Source organism: Nonomuraea sp. NPDC049784 (assembly GCF_040659615.1).
Lineage (GTDB): Bacteria > Actinomycetota > Actinomycetes > Streptosporangiales > Streptosporangiaceae > Nonomuraea.
Genome location: NZ_JBFAMX010000001.1, coordinates 47,332 through 66,202 on the forward strand (window position 1 = coordinate 47,332; position 18,871 = coordinate 66,202).

The 18,871-nt window shown below is 69.6% G+C and carries 17 protein-coding genes; 8 read left to right on the plus strand and 9 right to left on the minus strand.

The window, feature by feature from the left end; all coding sequences use genetic code 11:
* Positions 1-4 precede the first annotated feature (4 nt).
* From AB0J09_RS00220 to AB0J09_RS00240, 5 genes are read right to left on the minus strand one after another with little or no spacing between them, the layout of a single operon-like run.
* The gene (locus AB0J09_RS00220; RefSeq protein ID WP_360682805.1) at positions 5-1,591 is read right to left on the minus strand and encodes a thiamine pyrophosphate-dependent enzyme; all 1,587 of its coding nucleotides are present in this window, start codon (positions 1,589-1,591) and stop codon (positions 5-7) included.
* Entirely contained in the window at positions 1,588-2,358 is a 771-nt protein-coding gene (locus tag AB0J09_RS00225; protein WP_360682807.1) for an ABC transporter ATP-binding protein, read from the minus strand. The genes AB0J09_RS00220 and AB0J09_RS00225 overlap by 4 nt, the downstream gene beginning before the upstream one ends.
* Entirely contained in the window at positions 2,351-3,100 is a 750-nt protein-coding gene (locus AB0J09_RS00230; protein ID WP_360682809.1) for an ABC transporter permease, read from the minus strand. The genes AB0J09_RS00225 and AB0J09_RS00230 overlap by 8 nt, the downstream gene beginning before the upstream one ends.
* The gene (locus AB0J09_RS00235) at positions 3,097-3,876 is read right to left on the minus strand and encodes an ABC transporter permease (protein WP_360682811.1); all 780 of its coding nucleotides are present in this window, start codon (positions 3,874-3,876) and stop codon (positions 3,097-3,099) included. The genes AB0J09_RS00230 and AB0J09_RS00235 overlap by 4 nt, the downstream gene beginning before the upstream one ends.
* Positions 3,873-4,814 (minus strand): ABC transporter substrate-binding protein, encoded by a 942-nt coding sequence (locus AB0J09_RS00240; protein ID WP_360682813.1) that lies wholly within the window; start codon positions 4,812-4,814, stop codon positions 3,873-3,875. Before AB0J09_RS00240 ends, AB0J09_RS00235 begins: the two co-directional genes overlap by 4 nt.
* 101 nt (positions 4,815-4,915) lie before the next feature.
* Between AB0J09_RS00240 and AB0J09_RS00245 the strand changes: the two genes are divergently transcribed.
* Entirely contained in the window at positions 4,916-5,686 is a 771-nt protein-coding gene (locus AB0J09_RS00245; RefSeq protein ID WP_360682815.1) for an IclR family transcriptional regulator C-terminal domain-containing protein, read from the plus strand.
* An 8-nt stretch (positions 5,687-5,694) separates the two neighbouring features.
* Here the strand turns inward: AB0J09_RS00245 and AB0J09_RS00250 are convergent, their stop codons facing one another.
* The gene (locus AB0J09_RS00250) at positions 5,695-6,567 is read right to left on the minus strand and encodes a MurR/RpiR family transcriptional regulator (protein WP_360682817.1); all 873 of its coding nucleotides are present in this window, start codon (positions 6,565-6,567) and stop codon (positions 5,695-5,697) included.
* Positions 6,552-7,988, minus strand: coding sequence for a glycoside hydrolase family 3 protein (locus AB0J09_RS00255; RefSeq protein WP_360682819.1), 1,437 nt, complete (start codon positions 7,986-7,988; stop codon positions 6,552-6,554). Before AB0J09_RS00255 ends, AB0J09_RS00250 begins: the two co-directional genes overlap by 16 nt.
* An 88-nt stretch (positions 7,989-8,076) precedes the next feature.
* Here AB0J09_RS00255 and AB0J09_RS00260 point away from each other — a divergent pair, with 88 nt between their 5' ends.
* Positions 8,077-9,606 (plus strand): family 10 glycosylhydrolase, encoded by a 1,530-nt coding sequence (locus AB0J09_RS00260; protein ID WP_360682821.1) that lies wholly within the window; start codon positions 8,077-8,079, stop codon positions 9,604-9,606.
* A 169-nt stretch (positions 9,607-9,775) separates the two neighbouring features.
* Here the strand turns inward: AB0J09_RS00260 and AB0J09_RS00265 are convergent, their stop codons facing one another.
* Entirely contained in the window at positions 9,776-10,426 is a 651-nt protein-coding gene (locus AB0J09_RS00265; protein WP_360682823.1) for an FHA domain-containing protein, read from the minus strand.
* A gap of 237 nt (positions 10,427-10,663) precedes the next feature.
* On the opposite strand from AB0J09_RS00265, the gene AB0J09_RS00270 reads away from it, so the two are divergent.
* The 4 genes from AB0J09_RS00270 (at position 10,664) to AB0J09_RS00285 (ending at position 14,540) form a co-directional block, all read left to right on the plus strand.
* Complete coding sequence (locus AB0J09_RS00270; protein ID WP_360682825.1) at positions 10,664-11,785, plus strand: citrate/2-methylcitrate synthase; 1,122 nt, start codon at positions 10,664-10,666, stop codon at positions 11,783-11,785.
* 9 nt (positions 11,786-11,794) lie between these two features.
* Positions 11,795-12,097, plus strand: coding sequence for a DUF3017 domain-containing protein (locus AB0J09_RS00275; protein WP_360682827.1), 303 nt, complete (start codon positions 11,795-11,797; stop codon positions 12,095-12,097).
* Positions 12,098-12,150: 53 nt separating this feature from the next.
* Positions 12,151-13,368, plus strand: coding sequence for an NADP-dependent isocitrate dehydrogenase (locus AB0J09_RS00280; RefSeq protein WP_360682829.1), 1,218 nt, complete (start codon positions 12,151-12,153; stop codon positions 13,366-13,368).
* A gap of 140 nt (positions 13,369-13,508) precedes the next feature.
* Complete coding sequence (locus AB0J09_RS00285; protein WP_360682831.1) at positions 13,509-14,540, plus strand: polysaccharide deacetylase family protein; 1,032 nt, start codon at positions 13,509-13,511, stop codon at positions 14,538-14,540.
* Positions 14,541-14,562: 22 nt separating this feature from the next.
* Here the strand turns inward: AB0J09_RS00285 and AB0J09_RS00290 are convergent, their stop codons facing one another.
* The gene (locus tag AB0J09_RS00290) at positions 14,563-15,690 is read right to left on the minus strand and encodes a saccharopine dehydrogenase NADP-binding domain-containing protein (protein ID WP_360682833.1); all 1,128 of its coding nucleotides are present in this window, start codon (positions 15,688-15,690) and stop codon (positions 14,563-14,565) included.
* A 180-nt stretch (positions 15,691-15,870) separates the two neighbouring features.
* On the opposite strand from AB0J09_RS00290, the gene AB0J09_RS00295 reads away from it, so the two are divergent.
* A complete protein-coding gene (locus tag AB0J09_RS00295) occupies positions 15,871-17,805 on the plus strand; it encodes a transporter substrate-binding domain-containing protein (RefSeq protein ID WP_360682835.1) in 1,935 nt (644 codons plus the stop codon).
* Positions 17,806-17,861: 56 nt separating this feature from the next.
* Complete coding sequence (locus tag AB0J09_RS00300) at positions 17,862-18,833, plus strand: malate dehydrogenase (protein WP_360682837.1); 972 nt, start codon at positions 17,862-17,864, stop codon at positions 18,831-18,833.
* Positions 18,834-18,871 lie beyond the last annotated feature (38 nt).

Genomic DNA, 18,871 nt, shown 5'->3' on the forward strand with positions numbered 1-18,871 from the left:
CCTCCTAAGGCTGGAAATCCGGATCCACGGTCACAGTCACGTCGAGCAGCAGCGGCTCCTCGCGGGTGGAGAGCGACGGCAGCACCTCGTCCAGCGCCGCCGTCAGCTCGTCGTACGTGTCCACCCGCCTGGCCGGGCACCCCAGCGACCTGGCCAGGCCGCCCATGTCCACCTCGGTGAACGGCGGCCACGGCGCCTTGCCGCCCTGCTTGTCGGCCAGCCGGTCCATGACCGCGTACCGGCCGTTGGCGAGAACGACGAACAGCGCGCCCACCCGGTAGTGCGTGGCGCTCCAGAGGGCGTGCATGCCGTAGAGCGCCGACCCGTCGCCCACGACCGCGACCACGGGACGGCCAGGGAGCGCCATCCGCAGGCCCACCGCGGCGGGTACGGCGAACCCCAGCCCGCCCATGGCCGCCGACAGGAAGCCGAGCGGGGTCCTGGCGGGCACGAGCCGGTGCAGGTCGGGGCGGGAGGACGGGGTCTCCTCGATCAGCACGGTGTCGGCCGGCAGCCGCAGGCCCAGTTCGCGCAGCACGTGCGCCGCCCGCAACGGCCGCCCTGCCGCTGGCAATTCGGGAATGTCGGGTACGTCCGCCAGTCGTACGACAGGAGACCGAGAAGGAAGCAGGGCGGCCAGGCGAGCGCAGACGGCCGACGGCGAAGCGAGGTAGGCCAGGGAGGCCGGGCTCCGATGCGCCTCGGCCGGGTCGTCCGTCACCACCGCGACCGACGTCCCCGGCGCCACCAACGGACCGGGCGCGTACGGGTACTGCCGGAACACCGGAGCCCCCACCGCGAGCACCACGTCATGCGAGGCCAGCACCTCCCGCAGCCGGCCCCGGTCGGCCGGCAGCACCCCGGCGTACTGCGGATGGTCCTGTGGGAACCCGGCCCGCCCGCCGAACGACTCCTGGAACACCGGACACCCCAGCCGCTCGGCCAGCAGGACCAGCGACTCCCAGTCCGCCCTCGCGCCCGCGACGATCGCCGGGGACCGGGCCCCCGACAACAGCTCCACCAGCGGCGCCAGGTCATCGTCCGAGACGCCGGCAGGCCGCGCCACCCGAACGGGCGCCGCCACTGTCGTCGAGGCGAAGGGCGCCTCCCAGTCGTCCATCGGCACCACCACCAGCGCGGGCCCGCGGAAGGTCGTGGCCTCGTGGAAGGCCCGCGCCACCGCTCCCGGCACGTCCTGCGCCCGCACCGGCTGATCGACCCACACCGGATATTCCCCGGCCAGCCCGGCAAGCCGCCCGGTCAGGAACGGCTCCAGCGCCAGATGCCGCCGATCCTGCTGCCCGACCAGGAGCACCAGCGGCACCCGGTTCACCCGGGCGGTGGCGATCGCCCCCACCGCGTTCCCCAGCCCTGCCGTGGTGTGCAGGACGGCCAGCGCGGGCGCCTCATGCCCGATCGCCCACCCTGTGGCCATCCCCACGACCGACCCCTCGTGGAGGGCGAGCACGAAACGCAGGTCGTCCGGCAGCCCGGTCAGCAGCGTCACTTCGGTGGAGCCGGGATTGCCGAAGATCGTGGTCAGCCCGTACTGCCTGAGCACGTCGAACGTGGCATCCCTGACCGTGGTCATCGCTCGCCCCTCGCCCGCTGGATCTGCCGGTAGACGTGCCCGCGCAGCTCCCCGAAGCGAGGCAGCGACCGGGTCGTGAGCTGATCGCGTTCTGGGGGCAGGTCGACCTTCAGGTCCTCCATGATCACGGTCGGCGACGAGGACAGCACGATCACCCGCTGCCCCAGGTACACGGCCTCGTCGATGTCGTGGGTGACGAACAGCGTGGTCACCCCGAGGTCCCGCCACAGCCGCAGGATCAGGTCCTCCAGGTCGGCCCTGGTCTGGGCGTCCACGGCGGCGAACGGCTCGTCCATCAGCAGCACATGCGGCTCGTACGCCACCGCCCGGGCGATGGCCACCCGCTGCTGCATGCCGCCCGACAACTGCCAGGGATGGGCGTCGGCGGCGTCGCCGAGTCCGACGGCCTCGAGCGAGTCCGAGACCAGCGAACGCCTCCGCCCGGCGGGCACCTTCTTCTCCTTCAGCGGGAGCTCGACGTTCTGCCGCACGGTCATCCACGGGAACAGGCTCCGGCCGTACTCCTGGAAGACCACGGCCATGCGCGGCGGCGGCCCGGTCACGATCGCGCCGTCCACCCGCACCTCGCCCCCGCTGACCGTCAGCAGCCCGGCGACGCACCTCAGCAACGTGGTCTTGCCGCATCCGGAAGGCCCCACCACGCACACCAGCTCACCGGCGCCGACGCCGAAGGTGATCGAGCGGATCGCCTCCACCCGGCGCCCCGGGCTCTCGTAGACCTTGTTCAAGGAGGAGATCTCAAGCACGGGCGGCTCCACTGCCGTAGTACCAGGACAGCACCCGCCGCTCCACGCGGCGGAAGAGGAAGGACAGCGCCAGGCCGAGCAGCCCGAGCAGCAGGATCCCGCTCCACATCTCGGCGATCTGGAACTGCCGCTGGAACACCACGATCGTGAACCCCAGCCCGCTGGAGCTGGCGAACATCTCGCTGATGACCATCAGGATGATCCCGATGGACAATGCCTGCCGCAGCCCGGTCATGATCTGCGGGCTGGCGCCGCGCAGCACGAACCGCCGCAGTCTGGACGCGCCGCGCACGCCGTACATGCGGCAGGTGTCGGCGAGGACCTCGTCCAGCGCACGTACGCCCTCCACGGTGTTCAGCAGGATCGGCCACACGCAGCCGGACACGATGACCAGCACCTTCATGGGGGTGTCGATCCCGGCCAGCAACATGATCAGCGGCACCAGCAGGGGCGGCGGGATGGCCCTGAAGAACTCCAGCACCGGCTCCAGCGTGGCCCGCAGCCGCCACGACGACCCGATCGACACGCCGAGGCCTACTCCGAGCAGCCCCGCCACCGCGTACCCCGCCAGCAGCCGCCCGACGCTCGGCAGCACGTCCTCGACCAGGCGCTCCGAGAACCAGGTCTCGGCGAACGCCCGCCCCACCAGGCCGGGGTTCGGCAGATAGAACGAGCTGCCGCTGACCGCCCACCAGACCAGCACCAGCAGCACGGGCAGGGCGAGGAGCCTGACGACTCTCATGCGGCCACCTCCGACCGGACGCTCGGATGCCAGGCCAGCACTCTGCGCTCGAGCAGCCGCACGGCCACGTTCACCCCGATACCCACCAGTCCGGCCAGGACGATCAGCGCGTACACGGCCGGCACGGCCCCGCTGCTCTGCGCCACCTGGATCTCGGCACCCAGGCCGGGGCTGCCGATCACCAGCTCCGCCGTCACTGCCAGGATGAACGCCACCACCGCCGCCAGCCTGAGCCCCGTCATGACGTACGGCAGCGCCGTCGGCCACACCAGGTGCCTGACCCTGGACCAGGCCGACAGCCCGTACGACCTGGCGGTGTCGAAGGCCACGGAGTCCACCGACGCGACGCCGTACAGGACCTGGATGAGCACCTGCCAGAACGACGCGTACACCACGAGCATGAGCGTCGAGCCGAGCGACGGCCCGAACAGCAGCGTCGCCAGCGGCACCAGCGCGACCGACGGGATGGGCCGCAGGAACTCGACGGTGGAGTTCGTCAGCGCGCGCAGCCCCGGCACGATGCCGATGACCACCCCCGCCGCGACCGCCGCGCAGAACGCCAGCGCCAGCCCCAGCGCCCAGCCGCGCATGGTCTCGCCGAGCGCGATCCACAGCTCGGGCGTGGCCAGCTCCGCGGCGAGCGTGCCCAGGATGCGCGAGGCGGGCGGCAGGAACCGCTCGTCGACCAGGCCGAGCCGCGGCACGGCCTCCATCAGCGCCAGCAGCCCGCCGAGCCCGGCGAGGCCGTACCCGATCCTCGTCAGCGCACCGGTCACGGCACCAGCGCCGATACGTCGACCTTCTGCTTGAGCACCCCGTCCGCCAGCGCCAGGTCGGCCACGGTCTGCACGGACGCCTTGTTCACCTCGACGGGCCACTTCGGCAGGTAGATCTTCGCGATCACCTCAGGAGCGATCTTGGTGTACGTCTTCAGCACCTCTCTGACCTCGTCCGGATGCGAGTCGGCGTACTCCAGCGACTTCCGCATCGCCGCCGTGAACCGCCTGGTCAGGTCGGGGTCGGTCCGGCTCGTGGTGAAGTACATGGCGACGGTCAGGTTGGGCGCGGCGTCGGCGAAGTTCCAGGCCACGGGGCGCGCCCCCTGACTGATGGCCTGGCTGACGAACGGCTCGACCACCCAGATGGCGTCCACCCGGCCGCTCTGCAGCGCCGCGGGCGCGTCGGGGAAGGGCAGCTCCACGAACTGGATGCCGGTCGGGTCGCCTCCCGCATTTCGCACGGAAGCGCGTACGGTCGTGTCGCCGATGTTCTTGAGCTGGTTGACCGAGATCTTCTTGCCCGCCAGGTCCTTGGCCGTCTTGATCGGGCTGTCCTGCTTGACCAGCACCGCGCTGAAGTCCTTGCCCTGCTGGCCGGTGGAGGAGACGCCGTTGGCGACCACCTTGACGTCGAGGCCCTGCTGCTTGGCGGTCAGCAGCGAGGTCGTGTTCGCGAAGGCGAACTGGAACTGCCCGCTCACCGCCCCCGAGATCGCCGCCGCGCCACCCTGGACGGGGGTGATCGTGAGGTCGATGTTCTGCTCGCTGAAGAAGCCCTTGGCCTTGCCGAGGTGGATCGGGGCGGTGTCGACGATCGCGATCACTCCGGCGTTGACCTTGTCTGCTTGCTTGGCCTGTCCTGGCGAGGTGGCGGGCTGGGTGCCGCCGCAGGCGGCCACGAGTAAGGCGGCGAGGACGATGAGAGAGCGACGCACGGTTGCTCCTATTTGTTCGCAATGCGCACATGTATTCTCTGACCGAACAGCCCCGTATCGCGGAACTTACGCCTTTGTCCGCCCATGTCAAGGGGATCACGATGGTTGATCATGTGCAGTCGCTGGCCCGGGGGCTCGCGGTGATCCGGGCGTTCAGCGCCACGGAGCCCCAGCTGACGCTCAGCCAGGTGGCCCGCGCGACCGGGCTCAGCAGGGCGGCGGCCCGCCGGTTCCTGCTCACGCTCGAGGACCTGGGGTACGTGCGCAGCGACGGGCGGCTGTTCGCGCTCACGCCCCGGGTGCTGGAGCTGGGGTACGCGTACCTGTCGAGCCTGTCGCTGCCCGAGGTCGCCGATCCGCACCTGGAACGCCTGGCGGCCGAGGTGCACGAGTCGGCCTCGGTGGCGGTGCTGGACGGGGAGGACGTCGTCTACGTGGCCCGGGTGGCGACGGCCCGGATCATGCGCGTGACGATCAGCATCGGGACCCGGTTCCCCGCCTACTGCACGTCGATGGGGCGGGTGCTGCTCGCCGCACTCCCTCCGGCCGAGCTGGACGCTTACCTGGAGCGGGCCGAGCTGCGCCGTCTCACCTCCCGCACGATCGTGCTGCCCGCGGCGTTGCGCGCGGAGCTGGACAAGGTGCGCGAGCGGGGGCGGGCGATGGTGGATCAGGAGCTGGAGGAGGGGCTGCGCTCGATCGCCGCGCCCGTCCGCGACCGGTCCGGTCGCACGGTGGCCGCGGTGAACGTCTCGACCCACGCCAGCCGCACGACCCTCCAGGCGGCCCGGCGTGACCTGCTCCCCCCGCTGCTGGCCACGGCCGCCAAGATCGAAGCCGACCTGGCCGCCTTGTCGGTCGCCCGCGCCTGACCGGCCCCTCAGCGGTTGCGGTAGCGGTCCGTGGCGTCGCGGGTCGCGCGGATGGCGGCGTCGGCCGAGTCGTACGTCCGCTGCGCCAACCCCACAAAGATGCAGTCCACGATCAGCAGCTGGCTGATCCGGCTGGCCAGCGCCCCAGGGCGGAAGGCCGTCTCCCGTCCCGCCGACACCAGCGTGTGGTCCGCCAGCTCGGCCAGCGAAGAGCGCGGATTGTTGGTGATCGCCACGACCAACGCCCCGGCCTCGGCGGCCGTACGGGCGGGGACCAGCACGTCGGGCGTCTCCCCGCTGCAGCTGATCGCGACGATCACGTCGCCTTCCCTGAGCAGCGCGGCGCTGGTCAGAGCCAGGTGCGCATCGCTGAACGGATGGCTCGACAGCCCGATCCGCAGCAGCTTCTGCGACATGTCCGCCGCCACCAGTCCCGAGGCCGCGACCCCATAGACGTCCACTCGCCGCGCCACCGAGATGGCCTTCACGACCTCGCCCAGCTGATCGGGATCGAGTTGCGCCGCGGTGTCGGCCAGCGCCTCCGACTCGGCCCGGGCCACCTTGGCGATCACGTCCGTCAGCGGGTCGTCGGGCCCGAGGTCGCCGGGCACCAGCCGCTCCGGCTCTTTGGCCACGGCCGCCGCCAGCGCGAAGCGCATCTGCGAGTACCCCGTGAAGCCCAGCGCGCGAGCGGTCCGCACGATGGTGGCCTCGCTGGTGCCGGAGACCGCGCTGAACTCGGTGATCGTGCTCCGCACCACCAGCCCGGGATCGTCCAGGATGATGCGGGCGATGCCCTGCGCCGCCGGCGTGAGCGACGGCAGCACGGCACGTACGGCGGCGACCGGGTTGGCGGATTCGGCGGTCACTGAGTCAGCCATTCAGCGGCGGCCTGCGCGGACACGCGGGAGATCCCGTGAGTGGCCACGTGGACTGCCTTGCCCGGGGGTGCGGGGACGCCGGTGTCCACCACGATCACGTCGGGCCGCATCTCCAGTGCCTTGGCCACCGTCGAGCGCACCCAGTCGTGGCGGGCGGCGTCGTGCACCACCAGCACGACCGGTCGCTCGTCGTTCGCGAGATCCGGCAGCTCGCCCGAGGGCTCCAGCTGCAGCCGGGCCGTGTTCGGCAGCAGGGAGGTGAGCGCGGCCGTGATGCCGGTCGGCGTGGAGGGGTCCACGGCCTTGTTGAGGCGGGTGTTGACCTCGACGACCAGCGGCCCCCGGTCGAGCGTGGCGGTGCCCGAGGTGGTCAGCGCCGCCCTGGCGGCCTCCAGGCCCACGCGCCGGTCGACGTCGCCCCGGGCCTTGTCGCGCAGCGCCGCCTGTGCGCCGTACCACTCGGACAGCGCGAGCACCCGCCCGGCCGCCTCGGCGAGCCGCTCCTCGGGCAGTTCCCCGGCGCGCACGGCGGCGACGATCGCGTCATGGATCTCGTGGACGATCTCCTCGGTGCAGATCCCCACGCAGATGGCGTCCGCGCCCGCGTTCAGGGCTCTCACCGCGATCTCGCCGGGGCTGAACATGGCGGCCACCGCCTGCATCTCGATCGCGTCGGTGGTGAGCATCCCGTCGAAGCCGAGCTCGCCCCTCAGGAGCTCGGTCATCACGGTACGGCTCAGCGTCGCCGGCATCGACGGATCGAGAGCGGGAATGAGCAGGTGGCCCGACATGATCGCGCGCACCCCCGCACCGATCGCGGCCTGGAACGGTGGGAGGTCGCGCGAGAAGAACACCTCGCGGGAGGCGTGCACGGTCGGCAGCGCCAGGTGGGAGTCGGTGACCGTGTCCCCGTGGCCGGGAAAGTGCTTGGCGCACGCGGCCACGCCCGCGCCCTGCACCCCGTTCACGTACGCGACCGTGTGGCGGGACACCAGATCGGGGGAAGGACCGAACGAACGCACGCCGATGACCGGGTTGGCCGGGTTGGAGTTCACGTCGGCATCGGGCGCGTAGTTGAGCGTGATGTCCAGCTCCGCCAGCATCCTGCCGATCTGGCGGCCCACCCGCTCGGTGAGGGCCACGTCGTCCACCACGCCCAGCGCCCTGTTGCCCGGAAAGGAGCTGCCGGCCAGGACCTCCAGCCGGGTGACCGTGCCGCCCTCCTCGTCGATGGAGATGACGGCGCCCGGGTTCTCGGCGCGCAAATGCCGTACGAGCTGTGCGTCAATGGCGTTGCGGGCGAACAGGACGACCCCGCCGAGACCATCGCTCAGGGCGCGCCGCAACCAGTCGGGAGCGGAGGTCCCCTCGTACCCTGGATGCAGCACGGTCATCGCGAGCCTGGACAGGTCTCCGCTCATCGGCATTTTCCTTCACAGTTGTTGATCTGAAGGTAATTTTCTGTCATCGTCGCCTTCGATACAACCACTTTCGAGAGGCCACCCCCCAATGCCCAGCAGAAGGACTCTCCTCAAGGGTCTCGCCCTCGCCGCCGCCGCTTCCGCGGTGCCGCTGCCCGCCTTAGCGCAGGCGGACTACGTTCCGCCGTTGCACCAGATGCGCGGCATGTGGATCGCCTCCGTAGTCAACATCAACTGGCCCTCGAAGCCGGGACTGACCGCGGAGCAACAGAAAGCCGAGTTCCTCGCCTGGCTGGACGTGGCGGTGCAGCGCAAGCTCAACTCGGTGTTCGTGCAGATCAGGCCGACCGCGGACGCGTTCTGGCCGTCACCGTTCGAACCCTGGTCACAGTACCTGACCGGCACCCAGGGACAGGACCCTGGCTACGACCCGCTCGGGTTCGCCGTGGAGGAGACGCACAAGCGCGGCCTGGCCTTCCACGCCTGGTTCAACCCGTACCGCGTCTCGATGCAGTCCGACCCCGCCAAGCTCCACCCCGACCACCCCGGGCGCAAGCACCCCGACTGGATCCTGCCGTTCGGCGGCAAGCTCTACTACAACCCGGGCCTGCCGGAGGTACGGAAGTTCTGCCAGGACGCGATGATGGACGCGGTCACCCGCTACGACATCGACGGCCTGCACTTCGACGACTACTTCTACCCGACCAACACCACGGCCTTCGACGACAGCGCCACGTTCGCCAAGTACGGCGCCGGCTTCCCCGACCTGGCCTCCTGGCGGCGCAACAACGTCGACCTCATGGTCCAGGAGATGCAGCAGCGGGTCCTCGAAGCCAAGCCGGACATCGCGTGGGGCATCAGCCCGTCAGGCATCTGGCGCAACAAGGCCACCGACCCGCTCGGCTCGGAGACCAACGGCGGCCAGTCGTACGACAGCCTGCACGCCGACACCCGCGGCTGGGTCAAGAAGGGCTGGCTCGACTACATCGCGCCGCAGCTCTACTGGTACATCGGGCAGCCGCCGGCCGACTACTCCAAGCTCGTCCCGTGGTGGTCCGACGTGGCGAGCGGCACGAACACCCTGCTGTGGATCGGCCAGGCCGCCTACAAGGCGGGCGACCCGGCACAGGTGGCCCAGTGGCAGGCCCCCGGCGAGCTGTCCGCCCATTTGACGCTCAACAGGGACCATCCCGAGGTCAGCGGCGACATCTGGTACAACGCCAACGACGTCAAGGTCGACAGGATCGGCTCAATCTCGACCGCCGTCAACGACCACTACCAGCGGCCGGCGCTCGGTCCCGTGCTGCCCAGGCTGGCGAACGGCGAGCCGCCGCACAGGCCCGTGCTGGCGTACGCGCTGCGCCGCTCCGGCGGCGTCGAGGTGCGGGCCGTGGCCACCGGCAGGGACGAGCCGTTCCTGTTCGCGATCTTCCGCTTCGACGGGCACGCCTCCTCGGACGCGTTCGCCGACGCGCGCAACCTCGTCGCGGTCGTGCCCGGCGACCGGCAGGTCCACTGGACGGACCCGGACGGGAAGCGCGGCGACCACTACTACGTGATGGCGGTGGACCGGGCCAACCGGACCAGCGAGCCGAGCAACGGCTTCAGGGTGATCTGAGGGCGTGCTACGCCTGCTCGCGTCGCCGGCCGGTCCTCCCGGCCGGCGACGTGCCCGCTTCCCGTGGTCGCGGGCACTGTGGCACTGAGGTTCCGACGCTGCCGGAACCCCTCGCCGAAGCCCCGGTCGCGATCAGGCCCCAAGAGCCGTCTCTAAGAAGCTCCGTCCCCTATGAAGCCCTTCGCCCAGCCGTCGTCGACGGCTGCTCGGCGGGGGCGCCCGACGACCGCTGTGGTGGCACCACCGGGGTCGGGCGTACCAGACCGAGCGCGACGACCTCGTTGGCCAGGCGCGTGCGCCGGTTGGTGCCCTCGGGGATCCTGAACTTCTGGTAGAGCCGCAGCAGATGCTGCTTGACCGCGGCCTCGGTCACGACCAGGTCGTCGGCGATCTCGCGTGCGGTCGCCGGGGCGACGAACGCCTCATCGGACAGCGCCGGCCTGCAGAGCGAGGTCAGCACGTCGACCTCGCGCCTGGTCAGCTCGGGCGCGGCCGCCCTGCGCAGCTCGACCTCGGGGGTGAAGTCCTCACGGGGGACTCCACCGATGCGACCCCGCGCCGCGCCGAACGAGACGACGTCACCGTCGTCAAGGACCCTCCGGGCGATCGGCCTGCCGTTCACCCGTGTGCCGTTCCTGGACAGGCCCAGGTCGACGACGTACAGGTAGGGTCCTCGTCTGACGAACTCGGCATGGAGCCGGGACACGCTGGGATCGGTGAGCCGAATGTCGACTCCCCGGCCCCTCCCGACCGTCGTGATCTCGGGGCGCAACGGGACCACCTCGCCAGTGTCCTCGATGCGTATGAACGGCCCCTCCACTGGCGGTTCCTCCCCTTGTGAGGCAGCGTATGAACGGCACGCCTCCTCCTGGGCACGGCAGTTCCTCCCCAGGTAGCCCGCCGTAACTATTACTACAGCTCCGGCTTACCCAAACGAGGGGATGCGGAATCTCCTTTGCTGAAAGGAGAATCCGACGTGAAATTGGTCTGGACCTTTGCGGACGGTTTTGCCTGCTCACGGGTAGACTTCGGTCGAAGATAAGCGGAGGAAACACTCATGGCGGACAAGCCCACGAAAGGTCTGGCCGATGTCGTAGCGGCGTCCACAGCGCTGAGCGACATCGACGGAAAGGCCGGTCGGCTCTTCTACCGTGGATACGACATCCACGACCTGGCCGGCCGCGCGACGTTCGAGGAGACCGCACACCTGCTTCAGCGCGGCAAGCTGCCCACCCGGTCCGAGCTCGACGCCTACAGCGAGGAGCTGGCGCAGGGCCGGGAGCTGGGCGCCCTCGTGTCCGCGAACATCGCCGAAATCGCCGAGAAACAGAAACCGATGGAGGCACTGCGGTCGCTGGTGTCGCTCTCTGGCGCGGACGACCCCGACAAGGACTCCATCGCCCCCGACGCCAACCTGCGCAAGGCGGCCCGGCTGACCGCGCAGCAACCCCTCCTGGTGGCCCGCTACCACGCCGCCCGCACCGGCGGCAGCGTCCCCGAGCCGGACCCGTCCCTGAGCATCGCCGCGAACTTCCTGCACGAGATCACCGGCCGCGCCCCCGGCCCCCGCGAGGTCGAGATCTTCGACGAGTGCCTGGTGCTGCACGCGGACCACACCATGAACGCCTCCACGTTCGCCGCCCGCGTCTGCGCCGCGACCCTCTCCGACATGCACTCCGCGATCGTGGCCGCCATCGGCACGCTCAAGGGCCCGCTGCACGGCGGCGCGAACGAGCAGGTCATGAAGACGCTGGAGTCGATCCCGCCTGGCCAGGTGGCCCAGACCGTGCGCGACAAGCTCGCGGCGCACGAGAAGATCATGGGCTTCGGCCACCGCGTCTACAAGACCGAGGACCCGCGCGCCACTCATCTGCGCAGGATGTCCGCCGAACTGGCTGAGGCGAGCGGCGATGACACCTACTATCGGATGTCCAAGGAAATGGAGGAGGTCGTCTTCGAGACGAAGGGCCTCTATCCGAACGTGGACTTCTATGCAGCTTCGGTCTACCACTATCTCGGCATCCCGACCGACCTCTTCACGCCGGTCTTCTCTGTCAGCCGCATGGCCGGCTGGACGGCCCATGTCATCGAGCAGCACGCGGACAATAGGCTGATCCGGCCCGACAGCGAGTACATCGGGGAGACCGACCAGAAGTGGAAGCCGATCGACGAGCGTTGAGCAAGAGCGTTGAGCGATCATCGGACTGAGCGTGAGAGCTGGGGACCGTACCCGCTGATACTGGCGGGTGCGGTCATCGGCGTGCTCGTGATCCTTCTCGCGGACCTGCGCTGGGGCGGGTTCGTGCTGGGCGGCGTGATCATGATGGCCGCCGCTCTCCGCTTCGCCGGGTACGGCGGGCAGCTGTCCGTACGCAGCCAGAGGGTCGACGTCATCACGCTTGCCGGGTTCGGGTTCGTGCTGGTCCTGACCTCGCTTCTGCTTTACAACAACGAGCTCAAGGCGCTGATCCTGTCCCTTTTCGCCCGATGACCGGACGGTCCGATAGCCTCAACGCATCAATTCATTGAAGGGGAACCATTCGCATGCCCAAGATCAAGGTGGAGGGTCCCGTCGTCGAGCTTGACGGCGACGAAATGACCCGGATCATCTGGCAGTTCATCAAGGACCAGTTGATCCTTCCCTACCTCGACGTCGATCTGAAGTACTACGACCTCGGCATCGAGCACCGAGACGCGACGGACGACCAGGTCACCATCGACGCCGCGAACGCCATCAAGAAGTACGGCGTCGGTGTGAAATGCGCCACCATCACCCCGGACGAGGCACGGGTCGAGGAGTTCGGTCTCAAGAAGATGTGGAAGTCCCCCAACGGGACCATCCGCAACATCCTCGGTGGCGTCATCTTCCGCGAGCCGATCATCATGTCCAACGTGCCGCGCCTCGTGCCCGGCTGGACCAAGCCCATCGTCGTCGGCCGTCACGCGTTCGGTGACCAGTACCGCGCCACGGACCTGAAGATCCCCGGCGAGGGCATGCTGACCCTGACGTTCACGCCGAAGGACGGCTCCGAGCCGATCGAGCTCGACGTGTACGACTTCCCCAGCAGCGGCGTCGCGCTGGCGATGTACAACCTGGACGAGTCGATCCGCGACTTCGCCCGCGCGTCGATGCGCTACGGCCTGGCCCGCAACTACCCGGTCTACCTCTCCACGAAGAACACGATCCTCAAGGCGTACGACGGCCGCTTCAAGGACATCTTCGCCGAGATCTTCGAGACGGAGTTCAAGGCCGACTTCGAGAAGGCCGGTCTCACGTACGAGCACCGCCTCATCGACGACATGGTCGCCGCGGCGCTGAAGTGGGAGGGCGGCTACGTCTGGGCCGCGAAGAACTACGACGGCGACGTGCAGTCCGACACGGTGGCCCAGGGCTTCGGCTCGCTCGGCCTGATGACCTCGGTCCTGATGACCCCTGACGGCAGGACCGTCGAGGCCGAGGCCGCGCACGGCACCGTGACTCGCCACTACCGCGAGCACCAGAAGGGCAACCCCACCTCCACCAACCCGATCGCCTCGATCTTCGCGTGGACGCGCGGCCTGGCCCACCGTGGCAAGCTCGACAACACCCCCGCCGTGACCGACTTCGCCGGCAAGCTGGAGGAGGTCTGCGTCGAGACCGTCGAGGGCGGCCAGATGACCAAGGACCTGGCGCTCCTGGTCGGCGGCGACGCCAAGTGGCTCACCACCCAGGACTTCCTGGCGGCGCTGGACGAGAACCTCAAGAAGAAGATGGCCTCTTGACCGTTCCACCTCGAAGGGCCGCCCGCGGGCGGCCCTTTCGTTGTTCCCAGACCATCTCTTGACGGTGCGGCGGCGTGCCGTAGTTGATCAGCTGGGTAAGAGCCTCCTCGTAACAGTCGTACGCGTCTCGGGGGGTTCGGATGCGACTGCGTATTCTCAGTGGACTCGGCCTACTGGCCGCCGCAACGATCCTGAGCGGTTGCGACTCGCAGCCCAATACCGTCAAGCTGGCCGACACCAAGGCCGACGCCGCCGCCAAGCTCAAGGCGAGCAAGGTGGCCAAGGCCCAGTTCGCGGCCAAGGTCAAGGCCAACGAGCTGGGGCAGATCCCGGTGCTCATGTTCCACCGGATCATCGACAAGCCGGGCTCGACGGACGACAGGACGCCGCAGCAGTTCCGGGCGGACCTGGAGCGGCTGGCCAGGGAGGGGTACGTGCCGATCACGGCCGCCGAGATGGTGACCGGCAAGATCGACATCCCGGCCGGCAAGCACCCGGTGGTCCTGACATTTGATGATTCCTCCCCATCGCAGCTCACCCTCAACGAAGTGGGCGTGCCCGCACCCAACACGGCCGTCGCGATCCTGCAGGAGGTGGCCGCCAAGCACCCGGGCTTCCGCCCGAAGGCCACGTTCTATGTGACCCGCGACATGTTCGGCAAGACCGTGCCCGAGGAGCAGGCACAGACGCTGGTCTGGCTCAAGGACAACGGCTTCGACATCGGCAACCACACCCGCGACCACATCAACCTGCGCGGACGCTCGCAGAAGGAGGTCGAGGAGCAGATCGGCTCGATCGGCAAGCAGATCAACTCCCTGACCCACACCAACCCGGTCACGATCGCCCTGCCGTACGGCAACCAGCCGAGCAAGAGGGAGTGGGCCCTGCACGGCGGCAAGCTCTACAACCACCAGGGCGCGTTCCTGGCGGGGTACACGCCCGCGGCGTCGCCCTTCAGCAAGGCGTTCGATCCGGTGGGGATCCCGCGGATCAAGGTCATGGAGAAGAAGGGCGACTGCAAGCAGTTCTGCTCGGAGGCCTGGCTGGACTGGCTCAAGACCAACCCGGACATGATCTACACCTCGGACGGGGACGTGAGCACGGTGGCGTATCCGAAGTTCAAGACCCCGTACCTGCGCAAGGCCTTCGTGAAGTGGAGCCTGCCCTACTGACGCGTGCCCGGCGCCTGCCGGATCACTGCTTCCTGGCGAACGTCATGCCTGCCGCGCGCAGCCGGTCGATGAGCGGCTGTCCCATGGCGGAGGCCGTCGTGAGCTGGCCCGCGCGGTCCGGCAGGTCGTCGAAGGCGAGGCAGAGGGCCGACTCCCCGAGCATCTTGGCGGTCTCGCCGTAGCCCGGGTCGCCGCCTGCGACCTCCGTCACCACGCGCTCGCCCCCGCCCACGCCCAAGAACGTGACCTTGAACCAGTTCCGCGCGCGCCGCTCGGCCGAAGGGCCGTCGCCGGGCCGCACCCGGTTCTGGATCCAGCCGCGTACGGGCGGGATCTGGGCGAGCGCGGCGAAGGCGCCCGCGCCCGCCGCCGTGGCCAGGGCCGCGGGCAACGTCCTGACGGCGTAGTGCTGGCGGTAGGTGAAGTCCGGGCCGTAGCGGTCCAGGAGCCGGGCGGAGTAGCCGACGATGAACGGGTCGACGGTCGGCATCGGGAGCGCCCAGCCGCCCACGTAACGGACGCCGCCGGGCAGGGAACTCACCTTGCGACCGGCGGGCCTGGGCTCGGCGGAGCGGCGCTGTGTGCCCTGCTCCACCATCTGCCGGGCGCGGCCGAAGATGGACATCATGGTGGCCAGGGTGCCGCCCGACGGGCTCATGCTCGCCCGCAGGAAGCCGCCCACCTTGAGCGGGACGCCTTCAGGGAGGTGGCCGACGGTGTGGAGCACGCCCAGGTCGAACGGGATGGAGTCGAAGCCGCAGGCGTGCACGAGCTTGGCGCCGCTCCTGGCCGCCCTGTCGTGGTAGCGGACGTAGACCAGGTCCACGAACTCGGCCTCGCCCGTCAGGTCCAGGTAATGAGTGCCGGCCTCGGCGCAGGCCGCAACCAGCGGCTCGCCGTACGTGACGTAGGGGCCGACCGTCGTGGCCAGGACGCGCGTCTGGCGGGCCAGCCCGGCCACCGAGGCCGGATCCGTGGCGTCGGCGAGCAGGATCGGCACGTCGAGCCCGAGGCGCTCCAGCCTGGCGCGGTCGCGCCCGGCCAGTGCCCACCGCGTGCCGGGGCCCGCGGCCTCGGCGAGGTAGGCGGCCGTGAGCGCGCCGGTGAAGCCGCTGGCTCCGAAGAGCACGATGTCGAAGGGGCGATCCATGATCCCGAGCCTCCACGTGAAGGGCCGCGCGCGCAACTCGGCGCGGAGCCAGGATTGCCGCAGGCGCGGGCAAGCCGGTGGGTAAAACCGTGACGTCACGAACGGTTAACGGTTCCCTGAGGAGTTGCTGACCGTCGTAAAGTTTGCGTGGTTGGGGTTCAGCACACGTGGGGATGACGAATGCCGCAAATCTCGCCGCTGGTCGCCGGCGATCCCGCCCACCTGGGGTCCTTCCGGTTGTCCGGACGGATCGGAGAAGGCGGTCAGGGCATCGTTTACCTGGGCGTCAACGACAAGGGGGAGAATGCCGCGATCAAGCTCCTGCATGTGAAGTTCAGCGGTGACACGATCGCCAGGTCGCGTTTCGCGAGGGAGCTCAAGGCGGCGCAGCGGGTGGCGTCGTTCTGCACGGCCCGGGTGATCGAGGCCGATCTCGACGGCAACACGCCCTATATCGCGAGCGAGTACATCGACGGCCGGCCGCTCAGGGAGATCGTCGACACCGACGGGCCGATCACCGGCACCGTGCTCGACCGGCTGGCCATCGGCACCGCCACCGCGCTCACCGCGATCCACCACGCCGCGATCGTCCACAGAGACTTCAAGCCCGACAACGTGCTGATCGCCGCCGACGGGCCGCGCGTGGTGGACTTCGGCATCGCCAGGATCATCGACTCCACCGGCACGATCACCAGCCGGGCCATCGGCACGCCCGCCTACATGGCGCCCGAGCAGATCGCGGGCGACGACGTGGGGCCCTATACGGACGTGTTCTCGTGGGGCGCCACCATCGCGTTCGCGGCCACCGGGAAACAGGCGTTCGAGGGCAAGTCCATCGCGGTGGTGCTCAACCGCATTCTCAACCACGAGGTCGACGTCGGCATGATGCCGGAGCCGCTGCAGAGCGTGGTGCGCTCCGCGCTGGCCAAGTCGCCGGCCGACCGGCCGTCCGCCGACCAGATCCTGCTGCGGCTGCTCGGCCAGCCGTCCACCGCTGGGGCGTCCACGGCGGTGCTCACCCGGGGTGTGCAGGTGGCCAGCGACGACACCACGCCGTTCAGCAGGGTGTCGGCCGGGTCGATCACGGACCTGCCCGCTCGGAAGGAGGCTGCCCCGACGGTGCCGCCTTCCCAGAAGGACGTGGCCCCGGCGGCGCCGCCCTTCCGGAACGAGCCGGCCGTGACGGCGCCGCCCGAGGCGCCGTACCCGGTGACCGAGCCCGCCGCGCCCGCGCGGTCGCGCCGCGCGAAGGTGTGGATCGGGCTGGTCACCGCGATCGTCCTGCTCGCAGCCGCGGCCGTCGCGCTGGCGCTGAACGGCTGGCCGCCGCTGGCGTTCGGCGCGCAGCCCGAGCCCACGGGGACGGCCGGGCCGCAGCCCCCGAACACCTTCGCCAGTGTGGTGGACAAGGTGGCGCAGACGGGGAAGATCGTGATCGGCGTCAAGGGCGACCTGCCCGGCGTGGGGCTGCAGAACGGCGAGGACTTCCAGGGCTTCGACATCGAGGTGGCCAAGCGCCTCGCCGCGGAGTTAGGGGCGAAGGAGACCGCGTTCGTCCGGGTCAGCAGGGACGATCGGGCGGGCGCGCTCGCCGACGGCACCGCCGACCTCGTCGTGGCCACGTACTCGGTCGACAAGTCCGAGACCCAGTTCGCGGGGCCGTACTACCTGGCCCATCACGACGTCCTCGTGCGTGCAGGCAGCGGCATCGAGTCCGTAGACGACCTGAAGGGCAAGAAGCTCTGCGCTCCGGACAGCCCGTCCGTCGGGGACGTGCAGGAGAAGGTGTCGGTCGAGCCGGTCGGCGCCCCCGACTACGCCGTCTGCATGGCACTGCTCAGGAGTGGCAAAGTGGACGCGGTCCCCGGCGACGACCTGATCCTGGCGGGGTTCGCCGCCCGCGAGAACATGCGTTACAAGGTCCTCGGCGCCAAGCTCAACAACGAGCGCTACGCCGTCGGCATCAGGAACGGCGACGTGAAGACCTGCAAGGCGGTCAAGGCCGTGATCGCCGACCTCTACCGCACGGGCTTCATGAAGCAGCTCCTGACCAGGCACTTCGCCAAGGTCGACTTCGAACCTGAGCTGAAGGTGCCCGCGATGGAAACCTGCTGATGACGAGCGGGTAACATCCCAAAGTCAGCGAATATCCCGCGAGTGAGGGGAAGGCCATGGGGCCCGTCAAGGTCACCGTCACCGGAGCAGCCGGTCAGATCGGCTACGCACTGCTGTTCCGCATCGCGTCGGGGCAGCTGCTCGGCGCCGACGTCCCGGTCAAGCTCAGCCTGCTGGAGATCCCGGCGGCGGTGAAGGCGGCCGAGGGCACGGCCATGGAGCTCGACGACTGCGCGTTCCCGCAGCTGTCCGGCATCGAGATCACCGACGACCCCAACGTCGCCTTCGACGGCGCCAACGTCGCCCTGCTGGTCGGCGCCATGCCGCGTAAGGCCGGCATGGAGCGCGGCGACCTGCTCGGCGCCAACGGCGGCATCTTCGGCCCCCAGGGCAAGGCGATCAACGACCACGCCGCCGACGACATCAAGGTCCTGGTCGTGGGCAACCCGGCCAACACCAACGCGCTCATCGCCCAGCAGAACGCGCCCGACGTGCCGGCCGACCGCTTCACCGCGATGACCAGGCTCGACCACAACCGCGCGCTGTCCCAGCTGGCCGCCAAGCTGCAGGTCCCGGTCACCGAGATCAAGAAGATGACGATCTGGGGCAACCACTCCGCGACGCAGTACCCGGACCTGTTCCACGCCGAGGTCGGCGGCAAGGTGGCGGCCGAGCAGGTCGACCCCGAGTGGCTGCGCGAGACGTTCATCCCGACGGTGGCCAAGCGCGGCGCCGCCATCATCGAGGCCCGTGGCGCCTCCTCGGCCGCCTCGGCGGCCAACGCGGCGATCGACCACGTCTACGACTGGGTCAACGGCACCGAGTGGACCTCCGCGGCGGTCGTCTCCGACGGCTCCTACGGGGTGCCCGAGGGGCTCATCTCGTCGTTCCCCGTGCGCGCGGCCAACGGCAAGTTCGAGATCATCCAGGGTCTCGAGATCGACGCGTTCTCCCGCGACCGGATCGACGCCAGCGTGCGCGAGCTGGCGGAGGAGCGCGACGCGGTGAAGGACCTCGGCCTCATCTGAGTCCTCGAGTCCGGCCTGCCCGCCCCCCGCTTCACGCG